General features: G+C 40.7%; 15 protein-coding genes and 1 pseudogene. 6 read left to right on the top strand and 10 right to left on the bottom strand.

The features are described 5' to 3' along the window. Positions 1-8: 8 nt before the first annotated feature. The 3 genes and pseudogenes from LZP46_RS01035 to LZP46_RS01025 all read left to right on the top strand — a co-directional run. Entirely contained in the window at positions 9-3,731 is a 3,723-nt protein-coding gene (locus tag LZP46_RS01035) for a hypothetical protein (protein WP_236094380.1), read from the top strand. Between the two features lie 264 nt (positions 3,732-3,995). Next, a complete protein-coding gene (locus LZP46_RS01030; protein WP_236094379.1) occupies positions 3,996-4,766 on the top strand; it encodes a DNA adenine methylase in 771 nt (256 codons plus the stop codon). Positions 4,767-4,849: 83 nt separating this feature from the next. Continuing rightward, positions 4,850-5,482, top strand: a pseudogene (locus LZP46_RS01025) (ATP-binding protein); the annotation flags it as partial. Between the two features lie 118 nt (positions 5,483-5,600). Here LZP46_RS01025 and LZP46_RS01020 read toward each other — a convergent pair. Further along, the gene (locus LZP46_RS01020; RefSeq protein ID WP_026438393.1) at positions 5,601-6,353 is read right to left on the bottom strand and encodes a TorF family putative porin; all 753 of its coding nucleotides are present in this window, start codon (positions 6,351-6,353) and stop codon (positions 5,601-5,603) included. Between the two features lie 1,140 nt (positions 6,354-7,493). On the opposite strand from LZP46_RS01020, the gene LZP46_RS01015 reads away from it, so the two are divergent. After that, entirely contained in the window at positions 7,494-8,804 is a 1,311-nt protein-coding gene (locus LZP46_RS01015) for an OprD family outer membrane porin (protein WP_236094378.1), read from the top strand. Between the two features lie 99 nt (positions 8,805-8,903). Here the strand turns inward: LZP46_RS01015 and ppa are convergent, their stop codons facing one another. After that, a complete protein-coding gene (gene ppa, locus LZP46_RS01010) occupies positions 8,904-9,440 on the bottom strand; it encodes an inorganic diphosphatase (RefSeq protein WP_019838157.1) in 537 nt (178 codons plus the stop codon). A 124-nt stretch (positions 9,441-9,564) separates the two neighbouring features. Continuing rightward, positions 9,565-9,963 (bottom strand): MAPEG family protein, encoded by a 399-nt coding sequence (locus LZP46_RS01005; RefSeq protein WP_019838158.1) that lies wholly within the window; start codon positions 9,961-9,963, stop codon positions 9,565-9,567. Positions 9,964-10,067: 104 nt separating this feature from the next. Between LZP46_RS01005 and LZP46_RS01000 the strand changes: the two genes are divergently transcribed. Beyond that, positions 10,068-10,448 (top strand): hypothetical protein, encoded by a 381-nt coding sequence (locus tag LZP46_RS01000; RefSeq protein ID WP_104852905.1) that lies wholly within the window; start codon positions 10,068-10,070, stop codon positions 10,446-10,448. A 107-nt stretch (positions 10,449-10,555) separates the two neighbouring features. Here the strand turns inward: LZP46_RS01000 and LZP46_RS00995 are convergent, their stop codons facing one another. The 7 genes from LZP46_RS00995 to LZP46_RS00965 all read right to left on the bottom strand — a co-directional run bounded on the left by LZP46_RS00995 (position 10,556) and on the right by LZP46_RS00965 (position 19,366). Next, entirely contained in the window at positions 10,556-12,232 is a 1,677-nt protein-coding gene (locus LZP46_RS00995) for an AMP-binding protein (RefSeq protein WP_236094377.1), read from the bottom strand. Positions 12,233-12,380: 148 nt separating this feature from the next. Continuing rightward, positions 12,381-14,600 (bottom strand): DNA topoisomerase IV subunit A, encoded by a 2,220-nt coding sequence (gene parC, locus LZP46_RS00990; protein ID WP_236094376.1) that lies wholly within the window; start codon positions 14,598-14,600, stop codon positions 12,381-12,383. Positions 14,601-14,774: 174 nt separating this feature from the next. Continuing rightward, positions 14,775-16,094, bottom strand: coding sequence for a niacin transporter NiaP (gene niaP / locus LZP46_RS00985; RefSeq protein WP_236094375.1), 1,320 nt, complete (start codon positions 16,092-16,094; stop codon positions 14,775-14,777). Positions 16,095-16,254: 160 nt separating this feature from the next. Beyond that, the gene (locus tag LZP46_RS00980) at positions 16,255-16,899 is read right to left on the bottom strand and encodes a trimeric intracellular cation channel family protein (protein WP_236094374.1); all 645 of its coding nucleotides are present in this window, start codon (positions 16,897-16,899) and stop codon (positions 16,255-16,257) included. Between the two features lie 65 nt (positions 16,900-16,964). Continuing rightward, a complete protein-coding gene (locus tag LZP46_RS00975; protein ID WP_236094373.1) occupies positions 16,965-17,432 on the bottom strand; it encodes a YchJ family protein in 468 nt (155 codons plus the stop codon). Between the two features lie 141 nt (positions 17,433-17,573). Continuing rightward, positions 17,574-19,157, bottom strand: a complete 1,584-nt coding sequence (locus LZP46_RS00970) for a TerC family protein (protein ID WP_236094372.1) — start codon at positions 19,155-19,157, stop codon at positions 17,574-17,576. After that, on the bottom strand, positions 19,154-19,366 hold the full coding sequence (locus tag LZP46_RS00965; protein WP_236094371.1) for a hypothetical protein: 213 nt from the start codon (positions 19,364-19,366) through the stop codon (positions 19,154-19,156). The genes LZP46_RS00970 and LZP46_RS00965 overlap by 4 nt, the downstream gene beginning before the upstream one ends. A 124-nt stretch (positions 19,367-19,490) precedes the next feature. Between LZP46_RS00965 and LZP46_RS00960 the strand changes: the two genes are divergently transcribed. Next, positions 19,491-20,111 carry a TIGR00730 family Rossman fold protein gene (locus tag LZP46_RS00960; RefSeq protein WP_236094370.1) on the top strand — a complete coding sequence of 207 codons (621 nt, stop codon included), beginning with the start codon at positions 19,491-19,493 and terminating at the stop codon, positions 20,109-20,111. The last annotated feature ends 101 nt before the right edge of the window (positions 20,112-20,212 follow it).

Raw genomic sequence — 20,212 nt, 5'->3', positions numbered from 1 at the left:
TTTGTGTTATGTGGATTCAAATTGCATTATTCATTGTATCGCTAGTTGTTAGCTATGCTTTACAACCAAAGCCACAGCGACCTAAAGCAGCTGCATTTGAAGAGTTTGACTTTCCGACTGTAGAAGATGGGACACCGCAAATTGTTGTATTTGGTGATGTTTGGCTCACAGACTGGACAGTACTTGGGGTTGGAAATTATCGAACTTCAAATATTGTCGCAAAGCAAAAAGGTCTATTTGGTTCGAAAAAAACAACTACAGGTTATCGCTACCATATGTCACTACACATGGGCTTATGTCGTGGTATGGATGATTTGGTAGAAATCAAAGTTGGTGACCGAACCGCTTGGACAGGTTCTTTGGCATCATCTGGTGGACGTTTAAGTATTAAAAAGCCTGATTTATTTGGTGGCGATAAAGGTGAAGGTGGTATTAATGGCTCATTGATTGTTAGTTATGGCAGACCAGATCAGCATGTTTTAACTGAGCTAAGTGCAATTTTTGGTGTGGTCCCTGCATATCGTGGCGTTGTGACATTTTTTTACGACGGTTTGGTTTGTTCCAATTCACCGTATCCAAAGCCTTGGTCTTTCCGAGTTAGACGTGTGACTTCAGACTGGGATGGTGCAGTTTGGTATGCTGATAAGGCTGTGATTTGGCTAGAAGATAATAAAATTAAGGCAATGAATCCTGCTCATATTTTGTATGAAGTTCAAACCAATACTTTGTGGGGGCGTGGTTTTTCTGCTGGCCAATTAGACTTGGATAGCTTTAAGGCTGCTGCAGATCAGCTCTACAATGAAAAGTTTGGTGTCTGTTTGGCGTGGCGTAGACAAGACAGTTTAAATAACTTTATCCAGCAAATTCTTGATCAGATTGGTGCTGCACTGTATGTAGATCGGACTACAGGATTGTGGCGTTTAACATTGATTCGGGATAACTACCAATTAGAATCGTTGCCCCAGTACAGTTACCAAAACGGTTTACTGCGTATTGAAGAAGATAATAATGCCGCGCTTGATCTGGTCACAAACCAAGTAGTTGTCACGTTTAAAGACCCAATTAAAAATCAAGATGAAACTATACGTGCTGAGAATATTGCCGCGATTCAAAAGCATGGGCTTATTTCTGAAAATAAAAGCTATGCAGGCATTCCAACAGCAAACTTGGCTGGTCGTATTGCAGCGCGAGATATGAAAATTGCGCAAAGTAATTTAAAAAAGTTCAAACTGATTTTTGACCGACGAGCTTATGCGATGCAACCCGCTTCTGTATTTAAACTTGCTTTACCAGAGCGTGGTATTACCTCTATTATTGTGCGTGCAATTCGTGTAGAGCATAACGATGCTACAAATGGAGAGATTACAGTGACGGTTGTCCAGGACGTCTTTGGACTACCTTCATCTAACTTTATTCAGAGTCAACCAAGTTTATGGCAACCGCCAGATTTAACCGCTAAACCTGTTAGTCAGCAGCTTTTATATGAGGTTCCATTTGCAGAGTTATTGCGAGAGTTTTCAATACAGGAATTACAGCAAATACAAAATCAAAGCTATGTTGGTGTAGTTGCTCAGCAGCCAACCGCTATGCATTTAGATTTTGATATTTTTGCTAAGGCTTCAACGGATGCAGTATATATAGATGCAGGTAATGGTGAGTTCGGTTTTGTTTCGGAAATTGATGCGGACATCGCTCAAACTGCAGAGCCAATCACTTGTAATTTAAATCGTCCCATTGATGATGCTGTACAGGTGGGTGATCGCGCATTTTTAGGTAATGAAATTGTGCGTATTGAAAGTATCAACAGAGAAACCAACTCTTTAGTACTTGCACGTGGCTGTATTGATACAGTGCCATTCGCACATAACGCTCAAACCCTGCTTTGGGTGTATAGCAATATCGCTAGTGTCGCTGAAAGCACGTTTGCTTCTACACAAACTGTTGATATGAAATTAGTTACGCATGTTTCTCAAGATGTGCTTAATCAAGATTTAGCAACTGTGGCATCGCTTGCATTGAACAATCGTAAAGAGCGTCCTTATCCGCCAGCGAATGTAAAAATTAATAAAGCTTATTTCCCGCAAGAAATAACAGGTGATGTGAATGTGAGCTGGTCACATCGCAATCGGATGCAAACTGGATTAATTCCCGCCTTTACAACCATATCGAATACGCCTGAAGAAAATACAAAATACAATTTACGTATCTATGACGCAAATAACGTGAAGCTATTTGAGAGCACTGACTTAGACGTTACAGAATACACTTGGGCAGTCCCAAAAATATTTGCAGGCGAAATGGAGGTTGTGCTTGATCTACCTATGACTGGTGTCAATAACGGTACGGTCTTTAATGATGTGTCATCCAATCAGTTTGCTGTAAGCAATAACTTTAATGTGCTAACCAAAACAGATGTTGATGCTGTAGGTGGTAGTAGTGCTTATTTAGATAGAGCAGTATTAAAAACCACCGAGGAGCATCAAAAGTTAGATATTTATAGTGAAGATCACTGTATTGAATTCCGCGTTAAGACAGCTCATTCAGGTGATTATCTCGGAACTTATCCTGATATTTTATATTTGAGTATTTCACATCAACGTATAGGTTTTGAGAACATAAGTGTCGATTATCTTATTAGCATTCAGTCTTATGAGGATAAGATTACTATTGAAGTTACAGGCACAAAATTTACCTCAAATGATGGGAGATCTGGAACTGCTCTTATTACCTTCAATGCAGAAGGTCTAAACTCAGATACCTATTACGATATTTCAATTCAATGTACCAAATCTTCTATAGAAATCATTGGTGGTGCGGAGATTAAAAGAAACCTGATCCAGATATTTGTTGCTGGTGAAATGGTTCACTCTGGTGTTTTAGATACCCACTCACATGGTTACAAATGTGGCCTGAGACTCAACCTTTCAGCTAACGGGGATCATGGGGGGAAAACTGCTTTAAATGGGTTGAGAATTACTAAACGTTCAGGTGGTCGTTATAGTGGAAATTATATCCCTGCACAGTGGGCAGTTGGTTCAAGCGATCCATATTGGAATGATGTGGTTCTTCTACTTCCAATGACAGGTACAAACAATGGTCATATCTTCAATGATGTGTCTTTGAATCCAGTTACCATGACAGCAACCGATACAGTGCTGACCAAGAGTGACTCTAAAGCAACTGGAGGCTCAGCGACATATTTTTATAGACCTGCTCTGGTCGTAGAGTCACAAGAAATTCTAAATTTGAAAGACAAGAGTTTTATCATCGAAGGTCGTATAAAAACGGGCGAAGGCAATGTTTTTAAAATCACTGATTCTATGGATTTATCTGTAAATCAATATCAACTTAGACTTAGCAATTACGAAATGCCAGAACCACAAACCGTCATACTTAACTTGATGGCAGGTATTGATGCAGACTGGAGAGCTGATCGCTATTTCACTTTTAAAATTATTCGTGATGCTGTAACTGGAATAACTACACTTTGGTTCGATAACAAATATACGAGTGGTCAATTTAACCCAAGCTTTGTGCAAGCTCCATCTCTTGTTATATGCCCAAAAATCATTTCACATGAAGTTCGATTTAATGGTATTCGCATACACACTGCCGATGCTACTGCAGTACTTGTGCCTAATGTAGTGAATCCACTAAGGATTGAACTAGAGTCGCAGAGAGGCGCTTTAAAGAGCTATCAGATGTTTAGCACAACATTGCAGCTCAATTGATTTTTTAAACTAGTTTAAAAGAGTTGTTGAGCAACAAACCTTACTCTCAAGTTTTTAATTAAACACTTAGTTAAACAACTTGAGAGGTGCAAGATGAAATAGCGTACTTATTCATTAATAAAACCAACTAATACTGGGAGTCGCTGACTGCGTCAACAGATAGCGACTCTCATGACAGTCTGAGTGTCATAAGCAAGCCCAGCAATCGCGATCACGATTGCATAAGCATAAAAAATGAAAAGCTTTTGCACAAGGTGAAAATGAATGAAAACTAGCCCTATTATTCCTTGGATGGGTGGTAAGCGTAAACTTGCGTCGCACTTGATACCTAAATTCCCTGAACACAATTGTTATGTCGAACTCTTCTGCGGTGGCGCAGCACTTTATTTTTTAAAGCCAGAACAGGCAAAGGTTGAAGTAATTAACGATGTTGATGGTGAATTGATTAATCTTTATCGAGTCGTTCAAAATCATTTAGAGGAGTTCGTAAAGCAATTTAAATGGGCTTTAACAAGCCGCACAATGTTTAAATGGCTAAAAGAAGCACATTGTCCTGGCTTAACTGATATTCAACGGGCAGCGCGTTTCTACTACCTTCAGCAACATGCATTTGGAGCAAAGCGCACTGGCCAGAGTTTTGGATATGCTCCAAGTGGTCGACCAATCAATTTATGTCGCATTGAAGAAAACCTCTCTGAAGCACATATCAGGTTATCTGGGACTTATATTGAGCAACTAAATTGGCAGGATTGCTTTAAGCGTTATGATAGACCTTATACGTTCTTTTATGCTGATCCACCATATTTTGGTACCTGTGGCTATGGCGTTGAATTTGGATTAGATCAGTATGAAGCATTGGCTGCAGCAATGAAGTCGTGCCAAGGTAAAGTCATGGTGTCATTGAACGACCATGAAATGATGAGAGAGGTCTTTAAGGGCTTTAGAATTGATACAATGGGAATTAAATATTCTCTTTCGTCTAAAGTTGAAGCCAAGAGCAAGCTGTCTAGTGAGATAGTTATTTGTAATTGGTAAAATGAAATAAATTTACATGTAAAGAAAAAGTGTGACGAGGTAATTATCTCAAAAAAAGTGGGTAATTATCTCGTCGCGCATCAGGTGAAATTACCTTGGCACATTTAGGTGTTTTATTTTTAGATGAACTGCCTGAATTTGATAAAAAAGTGTTAGAAGTACTGCGCCAACCTTTAGAGTCCAAAGAAATTGTGATTTCCCGCGCCTCTCGGCAAATTACCTTCCCAGCCAACTTTCAACTGATTGCTGCCATGAATCCTTGTCCTTGTGGTTATGCTTTTAATCAGGATGTGCGCTGCCAATGCTCTACAGAAAGTATTAAACGCTATCAAAACCGTATTTCAGGGCCGTTGTTGGATCGTATCGACTTACACATTGATGTTCCACCTCTGCAAGCCCATGAATTACAGGACACCCGACCAGTGGAAAATTCTGAAACCGTGCGAAGCCGTGTCATTCAAGCATATACACGACAATTGCAACGCCAAGAGTGTTTAAACATGGCGCTCAGTCCCAAACAATTAGAGCAATTTGCACACTTAGATAATACTGCCCAAAATATTTTAGCCATTGCGCAGCAGCGTTTGAACTTATCGGCGCGTGCTTATCATCGGGTGTTACGCGTCGCACGTACTATTGCAGACTTGGCGCAAAGTGAACAGATTCAAAGTCCACATTTGAGTGAAGCGCTGTCTTATCGTGCCCATGAAGCCTGATTGAAAGTCTAAGAGATGAAAAAAAGCCCATTGCCATGCCTGACAATGGGCGAGTTGTTTTTATTGTTTTAAGTTTCACTCCAAACTGAAGCTTTTATTTATCGTCGTAGCCCTATCTTTAGAAGGCTTTAGTTAAAGTAAATACAGCTCCTGTTTCAACGCCACGCTTTGCCGCATGCGAAAAACCATCGGTATCAATATCAGTTCCTACAGCAGCCAATTCAGCAGATAAACCTTCAACTGAAGCAAAGTTATAGCTTACACCGACTTTCCAATCTACATAGCTGTCTTTTCCACCGCCAAAATCAAAGTCATCTGCTTGGGTGTAACCTAATCCAGCAACCCCAGAAAAGCCGGTACTTCCAATGGGTGCGGTATAAGTGGCATTGAAATACCAAGCATCGGTGTCACCACCTAAGAAATCATTACTGTAGTTAATGGCTGTTAATAAGCTGGCATCTTTAAACAAAACATCACTAAAACCTAATTTTGCATAAGCTTCGAGCCAGTTTAAATCGCTCTCACTTGGGTAGGCGTAATACCAAAAACCCACATCCAAAATGGGTTTGCTGGCAAAATAATCTAGGCTTGTGGTATAGCCCATATAAGGGTCAAGCTCTAAATGTGCCGTACCACCAAAATCGACATTGGAACCCCACACGCCTGCATACACGCCAGAATCATGGCTGAGAGCAAAACCTGCTTGCACTGCGGGATCATTAAAGGTTTGAGTTAAACCACGATAGCGATAATCACTGGTTAAGGCTGCTGTCCCGCTAAACGACATGCCTGTCGCATTTTCTGCAGCAAAGCTGAGACTTGATGTGGCTGCGAACATCGCCAAAGAAAGTGTTTGAAGTACGAATTTCATTTTAGATTCCCCCTGCATCGGATGAGATGCCTTTGTCTATTTTTTTTGACTCAATGAAGGAATTGCAAACTCTATGCCAACGATGAAATTCAGAACAGCAATTTTACGTTTAAAAGCAATAGATATAAATTTAAACTATTGTTATACATCAATTATTTTTAGTGTGTTTTTTGTTTTGATTGGAATGAATTTTGATTTGCATCAATACTCGTCTTATAACCACTGCACTTTAAACATGAATTTACACAGTGCTATGATTATTTTTTGCATCCTTGCATAGCAATAAAGCTAAATCACATACCTAAAAAAGTGCAGTCAAGAATCACAAGCCTATCCTGATCAAAAAATAGAAAGTCATGCCTATCCTCTGTTCATCCTTACGCCATCAACTATCAAAACTCAGTGAACAGACAGAAATCCTGTCCTAAACTGCACTAGATTTCTGCACCAAAATTTGACATCAATATACGACGCGACACTTCAATCTTCACATCAAAAATAATTCAATGACCAAAACGATAGATCAATTTTAATTTTCGCAAGCCAACGACCATATAAAAGTTATGTATAAAATATCTGCTTAAACAGTTCTGTTTTCATCGTAATGCCAAAACTAAACACCGATGTTTCACATGAAATCCGTAATAGCCAAAAGCTATTACTCAAAGCTTAAATAAAATGTAATTTTTATACTCTTAATTCAAATAAAGATTTATAAATTCATTTTCCAACTCACCTATCATCCAAAGTTAGACTCAAAAGATAACTGCATCACAGAAAAAATTTCACGCCATTTTAAGGCTTATGTTGTGTTTTACGACCTTTTATCACACTTTAAACTGTTGAAATATTAAACAAACTGTATTTTTAATGTGCGAGTTACAAAAAAGTTTCAGATGCGCTTCATTTTGGTAAATTACAGCAATTCAATAAATTTAAAATTATGTTTTTATTTTTACTAAAAATTAAAATAATTATTAAACTTTTAAAAATTCAATATTTTTAATGACCCTACAGTTTATCGAAAAAATGCTTAACTTTAGTGTCATAAGTGCTTTAAAAATGATATTTTCGCGCCTAAATAGCGATACCATTCGGCTACGTTTCAACTACACATTTACTGCATGAGGCCATCTCCCAATGCTGAAATCTAAAAAACTGACACTTGCGTTGCTGATCAACGCAGCGCTTATTTCAACTGCATTTGCTAGCGAACAAAGTGAATCTAAAGGCTTTGTAGAAGACGCAAACGGTTCGGTTTTATTCCGTACAGGCTATTTGAATCGTGATAAAAAAGATGGACTAACAAACGACACAAGCTCTGCAGCTCAAACAGCAATTATCAATCTAGATTCTGGCTTTACTAAAGGTATTGTTGGTTTTGGTGCAGGTATCATTGGTGATGCTTCATTCAAACTAGGTGAAAACAAAAATACTGGCAACCAAATGATTCCAGTCCACAACGATGGTTCTGCTTATGACCACTGGGCACGTGGCGGCGCTTATGTAAAAGCACGTGTATCGAATACCACAGCTAAATATGGTACACAAGTATCTGAAATTCCAGTAATTGCAAGCAATACTGCTCGTTTAACCCCTGAGTACTACACTGGTCTTTATATTGAAAGTAATGAAATTAAAGACTTGACCTTAATTGGCGGTAAATTTACTAAAAACCAATGGTCTAATGATATCAGCTCAGACCAACAAAATTTGGACAGTGCTATTTTCTGGGGCGCAAAATACAAGTTTAACGACCAAGTTAATGCCTCTTATTATGGGGTAGACGTTAAAGATAAATTGGAACGCCACTATGCCAATGCAAATTACAACTTTGCTGTACCGAACGATGCAAATGTAACCTTAGATGCTGTCGCTTATAACACACAGTGGGAAGTTGGCGCAGCCACAGGTTCACATACTACAGATAACCTTGCAGACCGTGAAAACACTATTTGGGGAGTTTCGGCAACCTACAATAAAGATGTTCACAATGTAATGCTGGCTTATCAGGATAATGCCGGCAATACAGGTTATGACTATGCATACAATGCAGATGGTCTACAAAGTATTTATGTACCGAACTCATACTTGTCTGATTTCAACGGCAATGACGAAAAATCAGTTGGCTTACAATACAACTATAACTTTAAAAATCATGGTTTACCTGGCTTGAACTGGACAAGTGCATTTGTTTACGGTTGGGATATTGATGTTGCGGATCGCAACAATCGAACTGAAATTATTGATCAAGCTGAAGAACATGAATTTTTCAACCAAGTGAAATACACCGTTCAATCTGGTGCATTTAAAGATGCGAGCTTACGCTTACGCTACTCTTACTTGCGTTCAAGTAGTAGCTACAATAACCAAAAAGTGAATAACAGCGAAGGTATTGGCTCAACTAATGAATGGCGTATCTGGTTAGATATTCCTGTGAAATTATTCTAATTTCTCATAATAGCCAATCCAATAAAAAAACCTGCACATATTCTGTGCAGGTTTTTTTATATTTCAGCTTTTATGTAAAAGCTGAACAGGCTACGCAAATTATGGATTTGCAGCTTTGTAGCCTTCAATTGAGTTCAATACTTCTTGTTTCGCAACATCAGCACCTTCCCAACCACTTAATTTCACCCATTTGCCTGGCTCTAAGTCTTTATAGTGCTGGAAGAAATGTTCAATCTGGCTAATCAATAATGGTGGAAGATCAGTATATTCTTGAACATCTTTATAAATTGGGGTTAATTTTTCGTGCGGAACTGCGACCAATTTCGCATCAACACCACCGTCATCTTCCATGTTCAATTTACCCACTGGGCGGCAACGAATCACAGAACCTGGCTCTACTGGGTGTGGCGTTACAACCAATACGTCAAGTGGATCACCATCAAGAGAAAGTGTATTAGGTACATAACCGTAGTTTGCTGGGTAGAACATTGCTGTACCCATAAAACGGTCTACGAATAATGCATCAGAATCTTTATCAATTTCGTATTTGATTGGCGCTGCATTGGCAGGAATTTCAATGATCACATAGATGTCATTTGGTGCATCTTTACCCGCAGGGATATTGCTGTAGCTCATAGCATCACTCTTATACAAGTTAAATCTTTTTAAAACCGCGTCAATTATAACGGTTTTCTGTCCTGAATTACTGCGCGATTATACATCTGCAAGGCAAAAATACATATTTTCACACCTGACTTGATCAGGTCAGTTTAATCACCATCAATAAAATACAAATTGGGCAAAGTAAAGACAACATCCAAACAATTGAACGCAGTGTCGCCCAATTGGCTAAATAACAAATTCCATAAATAATGCGCAGCACAATATAAGCAATACCAAACATCATCACCACCACTTGTGGGATGACCATATATTCCGCCATGAGCACTGCAGCAATAAACAAAGGTAGGCTTTCAAAGCTGTTTTGTTGTACGGCGTTGGCACGTGCAGCCAAACCTGTAGTTTTAGCTAAAAATTCACGTGGATTTTGGTTATCTTCACGTTTAAAACCGCCTGCCATTTTGGCCACTACGGTAAAAACATAGGGCAATAGGCATGCAATAATAATCAGATAAACAATTCCACTTATGCTTTGCATCAATTTTTTCTCATAAACTGTATTGAGAACTTATCATAACATGGCATTTCTGGAATAAATTTTGTTAAATAGCATGTTTTAAGCAATTGTATAAAGGATCCATTATGGTCAGCCCAGATCAAAAGGAAATGCTAGATGTACTTGAAAAGCAACGCCAACATCAACTGCGAGTGGATCGTGTTTTAAAAATTGTGTTGCCGATTGTGGCATTTTTATTGACGGTAATTTGTGCCAACATGAACGTATGGTCGACCATTTTTAGCTTTGTTGTGCTTTGGGTGGCGTTTTATGCGGTGGGGATTAAGCGTTTACCGTTATGGCACTGGATTATTGTGATTGTGGTGTACTGCTTAATTGATAATATTTTAAGTTATGGCAGTTTTAATCAATCAGGTTTTAGTCGCCAATTTGGTGCGATGTTTATTTTCTTAGGTATTGTGGGTGTTGGGCGTCGCTACTTTGACCGTTGGTTGATGAAAGAATAAGGTCTGGTGACACTTCATCTATGTTGAACAAAAAGCTATCAATTTTCTAAGCATATAAAAAAACGCCCCTGAGTTTTCAGAGGCGTTTTTTTTCAAAGCAGCATGAATTACGCTGTTTTACGCAAATCTTTACGCAAGATTTTACCTACGTTCGATTTTGGTAATTCATCCATAAATTCAACATAACGTGGACGTTTATAGCCAGTTAAGTTCTCTTTAGCGAATGCCAAAACTTCTTCAGTCGTTAAAGATGGATCTTTTTTCACAACGAATAATTTAGGTACTTCACCTGATTTTTCATCTGGCACACCAATTGCTGCTACTTCCAAGACTTTCGGATGCTTCGCAATCACTTCTTCAATTTCAGATGGATAAACGTTAAAGCCAGATACCAAAATCATGTCTTTTTTACGGTCTACAATTTTCACATAGCCGCGTGAATCCATGACACCAATGTCACCTGTACGGAAGAAACCATTAATCATCACTTTATCGGTTTCATCTGGACGGTTCCAATAGCCTTTCATGACTTGTGGACCACGGATTGAAATTTCACCTTGCTCACCCAGTGCAACTTCATTGCCGTCATCATCCAAAATAGCCACTTCAGTTAATGGCAATGGAATACCAATCGTACCACTAAATTCGTCAGATGTAGGTGGGTTAGCCGTTGCCACAGGTGAAGTTTCTGACAAGCCATAACCTTCAATAATGTTGGTGCCTGTGACTTTTTTCCATGCTTCAGCAGTTGAAGGCAATACGGCCATACCACCACCCATCGCCATTTTCAATCGGCTGTGATCAAGCTGTTTAAACTCTTCATTGTTCACAAGTGCATTGAATAAGGTATTCACCGCAGGGAAGAAAGTCGGTTGATATTTACGTAATTCTTTCATTACCGCAGGTAAATCACGCGGGTTTGGAATCAATACGTTTGCTTGACCTTTGTACATGCCGTAAAGCGCGCACACCATAAATGCAAAAATGTGATAAAGCGGCAACGCACAGAAAATACGATCATCTGGCTGACCATCTTGTGCACCAAATTTACTTTGGAAAATACCATCACATTGCAGCATGTTTGCCACAAGGTTGCGATGCGTTAATTCTGCACCTTTAGATACACCTGTTGTACCACCTGTGTATTGCAACACAGCAGTATCACTTAAAGTTAAGCTTGGGCGTTTGTAGTTGCTTGGGCTCACTTTGGAAATTGCTGCATTAAATTTAATGTGACCCGGAATGTTCCATGCTGGAATTTGCTTACGCACTGAACGTAAAACAAAATTCACCAAGGTACCTTTTAATGCACCTAACATATCGCCCACAGAAGCAACAACCACATGCTTCACAGGAGTTTTACCAATAATTGCCTGATAAACCGATGCAAAGTTTTCGATAATCACTAAAACTTCAGAACCAGAGTCATTTAATTGGTGCTCTAACTCACGTGAAGTATAAAGTGGGTTCACGTTCACCAATACTAAGCCTGCACGCAACACCCCTAATGCAACCACTGGATATTGAAGTACATTCGGCATCATCACGGCAACACGCGAGCCTGGTGCCAAACCTAAACTTTGTAAATAAGTTGCAAATTTACGGCTAGCTTCTTCTAGTTCACTAAAGCTTAAAACTTTATCCATAAAGATAAAGGCATCACGTGAACCAAATTTTTGGAAATTACGTTCAAAAATGTCTACGAGTGACGTATTTTCTGCAGGCAGTTCTACAGTTTCTGGAATTCCTGTCTTTTGGTATTCAGCAAACCAAATCTTATCCATAATGCCAATTTCTCCAATCAGTAATCCTTAGTTTTAAACTATTTTTCTCAATACAAGACGTCGTTGTTTGCTTGTTTATGCCCTGTATTGCATCCATTTTCACGAACACAAACCATATATAACGTATTTTGCTTAAAAAACGCTAGTATTATCTTTGAATTAACAGTTTATTTGCTTTTTGGTAACCACGTGGTAGGAGCTGACCTTTCGTGCCGCGCTTCGCCACATACTTCAGCAAATCATCACCTTTGAGTTTGAGTTGTTGCTGTCCTGCAAATACTTGAATTGTTTCATCTAAACTTAAAGGTAACATAGACACCAAATGATCTTTTTCCTCAAGTTGTATCAATTTATTACCTTTACCTTTATTCAAAACTGGCAATTCTGACAGCTCAATCACCAGTAAACGCCCTGCTGAACTGAGCAGTGCAACATGACTCGCGTGTTCAATCATTTGCAAGTTCATCACTGTCGATTGTTCAGGTAAAGACAGGAATGCTTTACCTGCTTTAGCACTGGTATCTAATTGTTTGGCCTGTGTTTTAAAACCATAACCTTTACTGCTGGCTGCTAAAATTTCAGCTTCATCATCGGCAATCAGCAATTGTTTAAACCCAACGCCACTGGCAGGGGCAAGTTTTGAACTTAATGGTTCTCCCAAGCCACGTGCCGAAGGCAAGCTATTAATTGGCAACGCATAACTGCGTCCCGTATCATCTAAAATATAAACGCGCTGATTAGACTTGCCTTGCGCATGACTGAGATATTGATCACCTGCACGGAAGTTTAGATTTTCCGCATCGACCTCATGCCCTTTGGCACAACGAATCCAGCCTGCTTCAGACAACACCACCGTTACAGGGTCGGCAGGTAGCATATCTTGTTCATTAATCGCAGTCGCTTCGGCACGCAATACAATTGGTGAACGACGATCATCACCAAACTTTTTCGCGTCTTCTTTCAACTCACTGATAATTAAATTTTTCAATGATTCAGGATTCGCCAATTGTTCACGAATAATGGCAGCGCGTGCTTCTAATTCTTCTTGTTCACGACGAATTTCCATTTCTTCAAGCTTAGCCAAATGACGTAGCTTTAATTCCAAAATGGCTTCAGCCTGAATTTCATCAATACCAAAATGCGCCATCAACTCGGCTTTAGGATGATCTTCTTCACGAATAATCCGAATCACGGTATCAATATCTAAATAGGCAATCAGCAAACCTGCCAAAATGTGCAATCGCTTTTCGATTTTATTGAGATGATATTGCAAACGGCGTGTGACGGTATTTTTTCGAATCTCAATCCATTCCAGCAAAATACGACGAATCGATTTCACCTGCGGACGACCATCTGCGCCAATCATGTTCATATTGACACGATAGCTCGATTCTAAATCGGTCGTGGCAAACAAGTGACTCATCACCGCTTCGGCATCAATACGGTTGGAACGCAGTACAATCACCAAACGGGTTGGGTTTTGATGGTCGGATTCATCACGCACATCGCTCACCAACGGCAGTTTTTTCGCCTGCATCTGATCAGCAATTTGGGTAATGATTTTTGAACCCGAAACCTGATACGGCAATTCGGTAATTACGATTTCATTTTTTTCGATGCTGTACACCGCACGCATACGGTAACTACCACGACCTGTACTTTGCATTTTCAGCAATTCTTCAGGCGGGGTAATAATTTCAGCTTTGGTAGGTAAATCTGGTGCAGGAATATATTCTGCGACTTTTTCATCGGTTAAATTTGGGTTACGAATCAGGGCAATTGTGCCTTTCACCACTTCACGCAAGTTATGCGGTGGAATATCGGTCGCCATCCCCACGGCAATACCTGTGGTGCCGTTAAGCAAAATATTCGGTACACGCGCAGGCAAATTGACAGGTTCTTTTAATGAGCCATCAAAGTTATCTTGCCAATCACAAGTACCTTGCCCCAATTCCGCCAAAAGTACTTCACTATATTGCGATAGTTTGGCTTCGGTATAACGCATGGCGGCAAAGGATTTAGGATCATCGGGTGACCCCCAGTTGCCCTGCCCTTCAATAAATGGGTAACGATAACTGAACGGTTGCGCCATCAACACCATAGCTTCATAACAAGCATAATCACCATGTGGATGGTATTTACCCAATACATCCCCTACGGTACGGGCCGATTTTTTCGGTTTGCCACTGTGTTTGAGTCCAAGCTCACTCATGGCGTACACAATACGGCGCTGTACAGGTTTTAAACCATCGCTGATATGGGGTAATGCACGATCCATAATCACGTACATGGCATAGTTAAGGTATGCACGTTCGGTAAATTCTGCTACGGAACGGTTTTCTGTTGCATGATGCGCAAGGCTTGTCATAAAACCTGTCGTCCTAAATCATTTGTTTTTGTATCAGTCGGCTTATGCTATGCCGCAGCAGCATCCTGCACAAGAGTTAGTAGGGATGCTCTGCGACAATTTGTGTCTTATGCCGTAAAAATATTCATTTTATAAAAAACAGCAATGCAAAATATACGATGGCTTGCAGTCATTTTACAAACCTATCGACTCTAAAGTTCTGCCTTTGGTTTCTTCACCCAACACCACAATCACCAAGGCAACGGCCAATAAAACCGCTGTAAACATCATAAAGACATAACTAAAGCCATTTTGCATAACCATCATGTGCGTGACCACCATTGGGGCGACAATACCGCCCATACGTCCAATGGCCGAGGCCCAACCCGAACCAAAGGCACGAATATTGGTTGGGTATTGTTCAGGAGTATAGGTGTATAGCACACCCCATGCGCCCAAGTTGAAGAACGACATCAAACAGCCCCAGAACATGATCATCGCCACGCTATCCGCCTGACCAAAGAAGTACGCCGATACGGCACACATGCCAATAAAACCTGCCAGTGTGGCTTTGCGTCCTAATTTTTCGACCAACCAGGCGGCTGCAATATAACCAGGTAATTGCGCCAAAATCATGCCTAGCACATATTCAAATGACTGTACGATGCTGTAGCCTTGCTGCACCAACAGACTAGGCAACCAAGTGAAAATGCCATAATAGGAATAAACAATACCAAACCAAATCAGCCACAGCATTAAACTACGACGCGCAAATGGCCCCGACCACAATTGGATAAAAGAAATATGCTGTTTGGCGGCAACAGGCTGAACTTCAATGTGTTCAATGACCTCCACTCCACATTGACACTCAAACTTTTGTACCAGTGCGTGTGCTTCGGCAATGCGACCACGATTGATCAGATAAGGGATAGATTCAGGGACTTTTTTCCAGATGACTAAGGCATATAAAGCAGGCAAACCACCAATTAAAAATGCTGTGTGCCAATCAAATTTTGGAATCACAAAATAAGAAACTAATGCCGCACACAACCACCCCAAGCCCCAAAAACTTTCTAGCAATACAATAAAACGCCCACGCACATGCGCAGGAATGTACTCACTGACCAAAGTGACTGCTACGGGAAGCTGCCCGCCCAAACCTAAACCGACAATAAAGCGAAAGACCAGCAACCAAGTTAAATTTGGTGCAAAGGCACAAGCGGCCGTGGCTAGACTGTAAATCACCAAGGTTGTAGCAAATACAGTTTTACGGCCAATTTTATCAGCCAGACCGCCCGAAAAGACTGCCCCAATGGCCATTCCGACAAAGCCAATAGACACTACCATGCCTTTTTCGGCAGGAGTCATGCTCCAGTCTTCTGCCATCTTTGCCAAAATAAAAGAGATGAGTCCTGTATCCATGGCATCAAACATCCAGCCCAGACCAATCACCACCAGTAGGCTATAGTGAAATTTCCCAATGGGTAGACGTTGCACACGTGAAACTAAATCCATAACACACTCTTTAAGTTGGCTAAAAGGATATGGGCTATGCCAAACACAGCTACTGTTGTATTTTTATACTATGAATTGGCAGAATGTGGATAGCATTAAAAAACCGATCTGGTGATCGGTTCACTTCTATTTAGATATTCAATACTATTCTTAAAACCTATTAGGTTTCATCTTTAGAAGATGCCGAGTGCTCATCATCGTCCTGATAAATAAATTTAGGCATTTCTAAGCCAAAATAAATCGCAATCAAACGTAAAGTAAAACCAAAAACAAGTGTTGCGATCACAGTTAATTCGAGTGATAAACCGATTTTGATACACAACCAATAGCAAATCACGGACACAAAAGAAATACTGGCATATAGCTCACGGCGGAACACCAAAGGCACATCGTTACACAGAATATCTCGTAGAATCCCGCCTGACACACCTGTTAAGACGCCTGCAACGGCAGACACCACAAAGCCATGCCCCATTTCCAAAGCAATTTGACAACCAATAATCGTGAAGCCAATTAAGCCTAAAGCATCGAGCACCAAGAAAATGGAACGTAAATGACGCATCCATTTGGCAATTAAAATGGTGATAAAAGCTGCAATACAGGTTAACACCAAATATTCAGGATGTTTGACCCAAGTTAGTGGATAATGTCCTAACAACACATCTCGCACCGAACCACCGCCCAATGCGGTGACACAGGCAATTAAGGTGACACCAAACCAGTCCATGCTGCGACGCCCTGCAGACAATGCGCCTGTCATCGCTTCTGCGGTAATCGCGATTAAGTAAATGACCAATAACAACATGGACTTGCCCTTCTTTCACTAGGTCAAAAGATGTGCGTTATCATAAGCGAAAAACCAAGATAAAGTTATAAAAATCGCGCACAACATTGCTTAAATTTTTTACCCGAACCACAAATACACGGCTGTTTCATGGTCGGCTGTTGCCCTGTGGTCGGATCCAAAAAATACCAACGTGCCTGATGTTGCACAAAATGGGAAACTTCATGGTGAATTTGCGCCTGCTTAGCATCATGATAATGGGCTTTAAATTCAACTTGGGCGTGGTTTTTATCTAGCTTTTCATTGCTATTCAGCACTTCGAGCTTTAACCATTGATTCGACTTGCTCCAATCTGCAATTGCGTCAACATCCAGACTTGCCTGTTGTCCTAGCGCAGTAGTTTGCACAATATAATCAATTTGTTGCAAGGCAAAAGCACTATAGCGTGAACGCATGAGTTGGCTCGCAGTTTCTGCATGTGCCTGCCCCACGTGTAAAGGTTGGCAGCAGTGTTGATAATCGCCCTGCCCGCACGGACATGCCAAGTGATGCATAGAAAATTCCAGAAATTTAAATCAATAATAGGGTCTGTTGACACTTCGTCTATATTTGCAATGGCAACAGCCCCAAAACAGCCTGACAATGCAGGCTATTTTAGCGGAAGCACAAGACTGAAATACAGTCTAGCATTCAGTTTATGATGCGCTTGAAGATTCCTGTTGAATCAAATGCACTTTTTCAATTTTATGTCCATCCATGGTCACAATTTCAAAAATATAACCATCGGAAAGTAGCTTCTCACCGTTTTCAGGCAAACGTCCCAAATGGAATAAAATATAACCAGATAAGGTTGAATATTGCTCGCTTTCATCCACCAAATCACGACCTAGTAATAAAGATACGTGGCGAATGTCGATGGAACCATCTAGCAATAATGTGCCATCTTCCAAACTTTCAGCACTGGCTTCGAGTGCATCTTCATCTGGAAATTCGCCCGCAATTGCTTCCAAAATATCAATAGGTGTGGCAACGCCTTCAATCGAGCCGTATTCGTTCAGCACTATTGCGATTTGCAGCGGTGCTTGACGTAATTGCTCCATCACCATCAAGACTTGGGCATTTTCATGCACAATCACAGGTTCACGCAAAAGTGTTTCAAAATCCAGCACCCCTGTTTCAATGTATTGATTCATAACTTTGTGGGTTAAGACAATACCTGAAATATTATCCAGTTCACCACGTGCCACAATCACCCGTGAATGGGTCATGCTTAATAACTGGCTACGAATTGAGGCTTCATCTTCGTCTAAATCAATCCATTCCAATTCAGGGCGTGGCGTCATGACCGACTTTACAGGACGTTCAGATAAACCCAATACCCCTTGCACCATCACACTGTGATAGACCCCATTTTCTTCGTCAAAGACTTCATCGGCAAAGGCGCGGGTAGCCAAAACATCTTCATTCACATGGCTGCTTTCTGCCGTGTTTTGGCTTTTGCCACCTAACATCCGCATCACAGCCGAGGCAGTACGGTAGCGTAAATCGGTGGTGGTCACGGTTTTTTCCTGATTTCTGCGGATAGTTTGGTTCAAGAATTCAATCATCACCGAGAAACCGATGGCGGCATATAAATAGCCTTTTGGAATGTGATAGCCAAAGCCTTCCACCACCAATGAGAAACCAATCATCATCAGGAAGCACAAGCATAAAATCACGACAGTCGGATGCTTATTGACAAAGTCCATGAGCGCTTTGGAAGCCCACAGCATAATGCCAATTGCGATGATCACCGCAATCATCATGACCGATAAATGCTGCACCATCCCCACAGCGGTAATCACGCTGTCGAGTGAGAACACCGCATCTAGCACCACAATCTGCACAATCACCATCCAGAAAGTCGCATGTACAGGATTTTCTTCTTTTAGTGCAGGTTTGCCTTCAATGCGTTCGCGCAGTTCCATCGTGCCTTTAAACAATAGGAATACACCACCAAACAGTAAAATTAGGTCGCGCCCAGAGAAAGGATGTTCAAAAATATGGAACAGTGGTTGGGTCAGGGTAACTACCCATGCGATAGATGCGAGTAATATCAGGCGCATGCCTAAGGCAAGAATCAAGCCCACGACCCGTGCAGTATTGCGTTGTTCTGGCGGTAGTTTTTCTGCCAAAATGGCAATAAACACCAAGTTATCAATGCCCAGTACAATTTCAAGCACAATCAGGGTCAATAACCCAACCCACGCAGCGGGGTCAGACATCCATTCAAAGATCATGCGTTCTTCTCCTGAATATCATGGGTCAAACGTGCCACACGGCGATGACACTGAAAAGATAAGTTTGCTTGCTCTGGTTGGCACAGCATGTAATTTAAAAATATTCGTTCGGTGCGACAACTGCCACTGTCCATGACGATTCTATAGTTGTAAGACAAGCCTTGAGTATAGGAAAGTTTGCGCTCAGATTCATCCCCTTTTTGCGACATCGTCCACGCCAATGCAGCACTTTCACAAATCTTTGCAAATTGAACACTGCATATTGACGGGTTTGTCATATTTGGGCACTAAGCTAGAGCCGACAAAAAGAACATGCTATGGTGAAGAAAATAAATGAATAGCGTATCAAGAATGACTCAATATATTAATCATCCCTCTCCTCAAACCTCCCAACCTTTGGTTGCACTGTATTGTGGTTCGCGCTCTGGCAATAACCCAATTTATCAGGAAAAAGCAGTACAACTGGCAAGAAAACTGGCCGAACAAGGCTTTGGCATGGTTTACGGTGGTGCGAGTATTGGTTTAATGGGTTTGGTTGCTGACACCATGGTGCAACACGGTGGGCAAGCTGTGGGAGTGATACCTGAATTTATGCTCGATTATGAAATTGCCCACAGTAATTTAACCGAATTACACGTAGTCAAAAGTATGCATGAACGTAAAGCGATGATGGCAGAACGTGCTAGCGCCTTTGTGGCGTTACCAGGTGGTTTGGGCACGTTTGAAGAGATTTTGGAGATAGCCACTTGGGGTCAATTAAATCAGCACCAAAAACCCATGATTTTATATAATGTAAATGGCTTTTATGATGCGCTGATTCAGCAGTTAGACCATGCAGTGCACGAAGGTTTTTTACCACCGCAACACCGGGCTAAACTAATTGTGTGTAACCACTCCCATAAAATTATTAATGCTTTAAAGAATTTGGATGCTCCACCTCATTTTGTGGGTTAAACTTTTTTAGGTACATGAAATAGCAATAAAAATGAAAGTGAAAGCGAGTCGGTGACTCGCTTTTTTTAATTCACTGTTCATTGGTTTTTACAGCATAAAAA

Source organism: Acinetobacter sp. SCLZS86 (assembly GCF_021560715.1).
GTDB classification, from domain to species: Bacteria; Pseudomonadota; Gammaproteobacteria; order Pseudomonadales; family Moraxellaceae; genus Acinetobacter; species Acinetobacter towneri_A.
Note: the sequence above shows the minus strand (reverse complement) of the source record. Positions and strands in the feature narration are given on the sequence as shown.

Excerpts from the sequence above, each read along its gene's own strand:
- LZP46_RS00970 (WP_236094372.1), bottom strand. The coding sequence starts at position 19,157 with ATGATCTTTGAATGGATGTCTGACCCCGCTGCGTGGGTTGGGTTATTG.
- LZP46_RS00975 (WP_236094373.1), bottom strand. The coding sequence starts at position 17,432 with ATGCATCACTTGGCATGTCCGTGCGGGCAGGGCGATTATCAACACTGC.
- LZP46_RS01020 (WP_026438393.1), bottom strand. The coding sequence starts at position 6,353 with ATGAAATTCGTACTTCAAACACTTTCTTTGGCGATGTTCGCAGCCACA.
- LZP46_RS00965 (WP_236094371.1), bottom strand. The coding sequence starts at position 19,366 with ATGTCGCAAAAAGGGGATGAATCTGAGCGCAAACTTTCCTATACTCAA.
- LZP46_RS01000 (WP_104852905.1), top strand. The coding sequence starts at position 10,068 with ATGGTCAGCCCAGATCAAAAGGAAATGCTAGATGTACTTGAAAAGCAA.
- LZP46_RS00960 (WP_236094370.1), top strand. The coding sequence starts at position 19,491 with ATGAATAGCGTATCAAGAATGACTCAATATATTAATCATCCCTCTCCT.
- LZP46_RS01005 (WP_019838158.1), bottom strand. The coding sequence starts at position 9,963 with ATGCAAAGCATAAGTGGAATTGTTTATCTGATTATTATTGCATGCCTA.
- parC (WP_236094376.1), bottom strand. The coding sequence starts at position 14,600 with ATGACAAGCCTTGCGCATCATGCAACAGAAAACCGTTCCGTAGCAGAA.
- ppa (WP_019838157.1), bottom strand. The coding sequence starts at position 9,440 with ATGAGCTACAGCAATATCCCTGCGGGTAAAGATGCACCAAATGACATC.
- niaP (WP_236094375.1), bottom strand. The coding sequence starts at position 16,094 with ATGGATTTAGTTTCACGTGTGCAACGTCTACCCATTGGGAAATTTCAC.
- LZP46_RS01035 (WP_236094380.1), top strand. The coding sequence starts at position 9 with ATGTGGATTCAAATTGCATTATTCATTGTATCGCTAGTTGTTAGCTAT.
- LZP46_RS00980 (WP_236094374.1), bottom strand. The coding sequence starts at position 16,899 with ATGTTGTTATTGGTCATTTACTTAATCGCGATTACCGCAGAAGCGATG.
- LZP46_RS01015 (WP_236094378.1), top strand. The coding sequence starts at position 7,494 with ATGCTGAAATCTAAAAAACTGACACTTGCGTTGCTGATCAACGCAGCG.
- LZP46_RS01030 (WP_236094379.1), top strand. The coding sequence starts at position 3,996 with ATGAAAACTAGCCCTATTATTCCTTGGATGGGTGGTAAGCGTAAACTT.
- LZP46_RS00995 (WP_236094377.1), bottom strand. The coding sequence starts at position 12,232 with ATGGATAAGATTTGGTTTGCTGAATACCAAAAGACAGGAATTCCAGAA.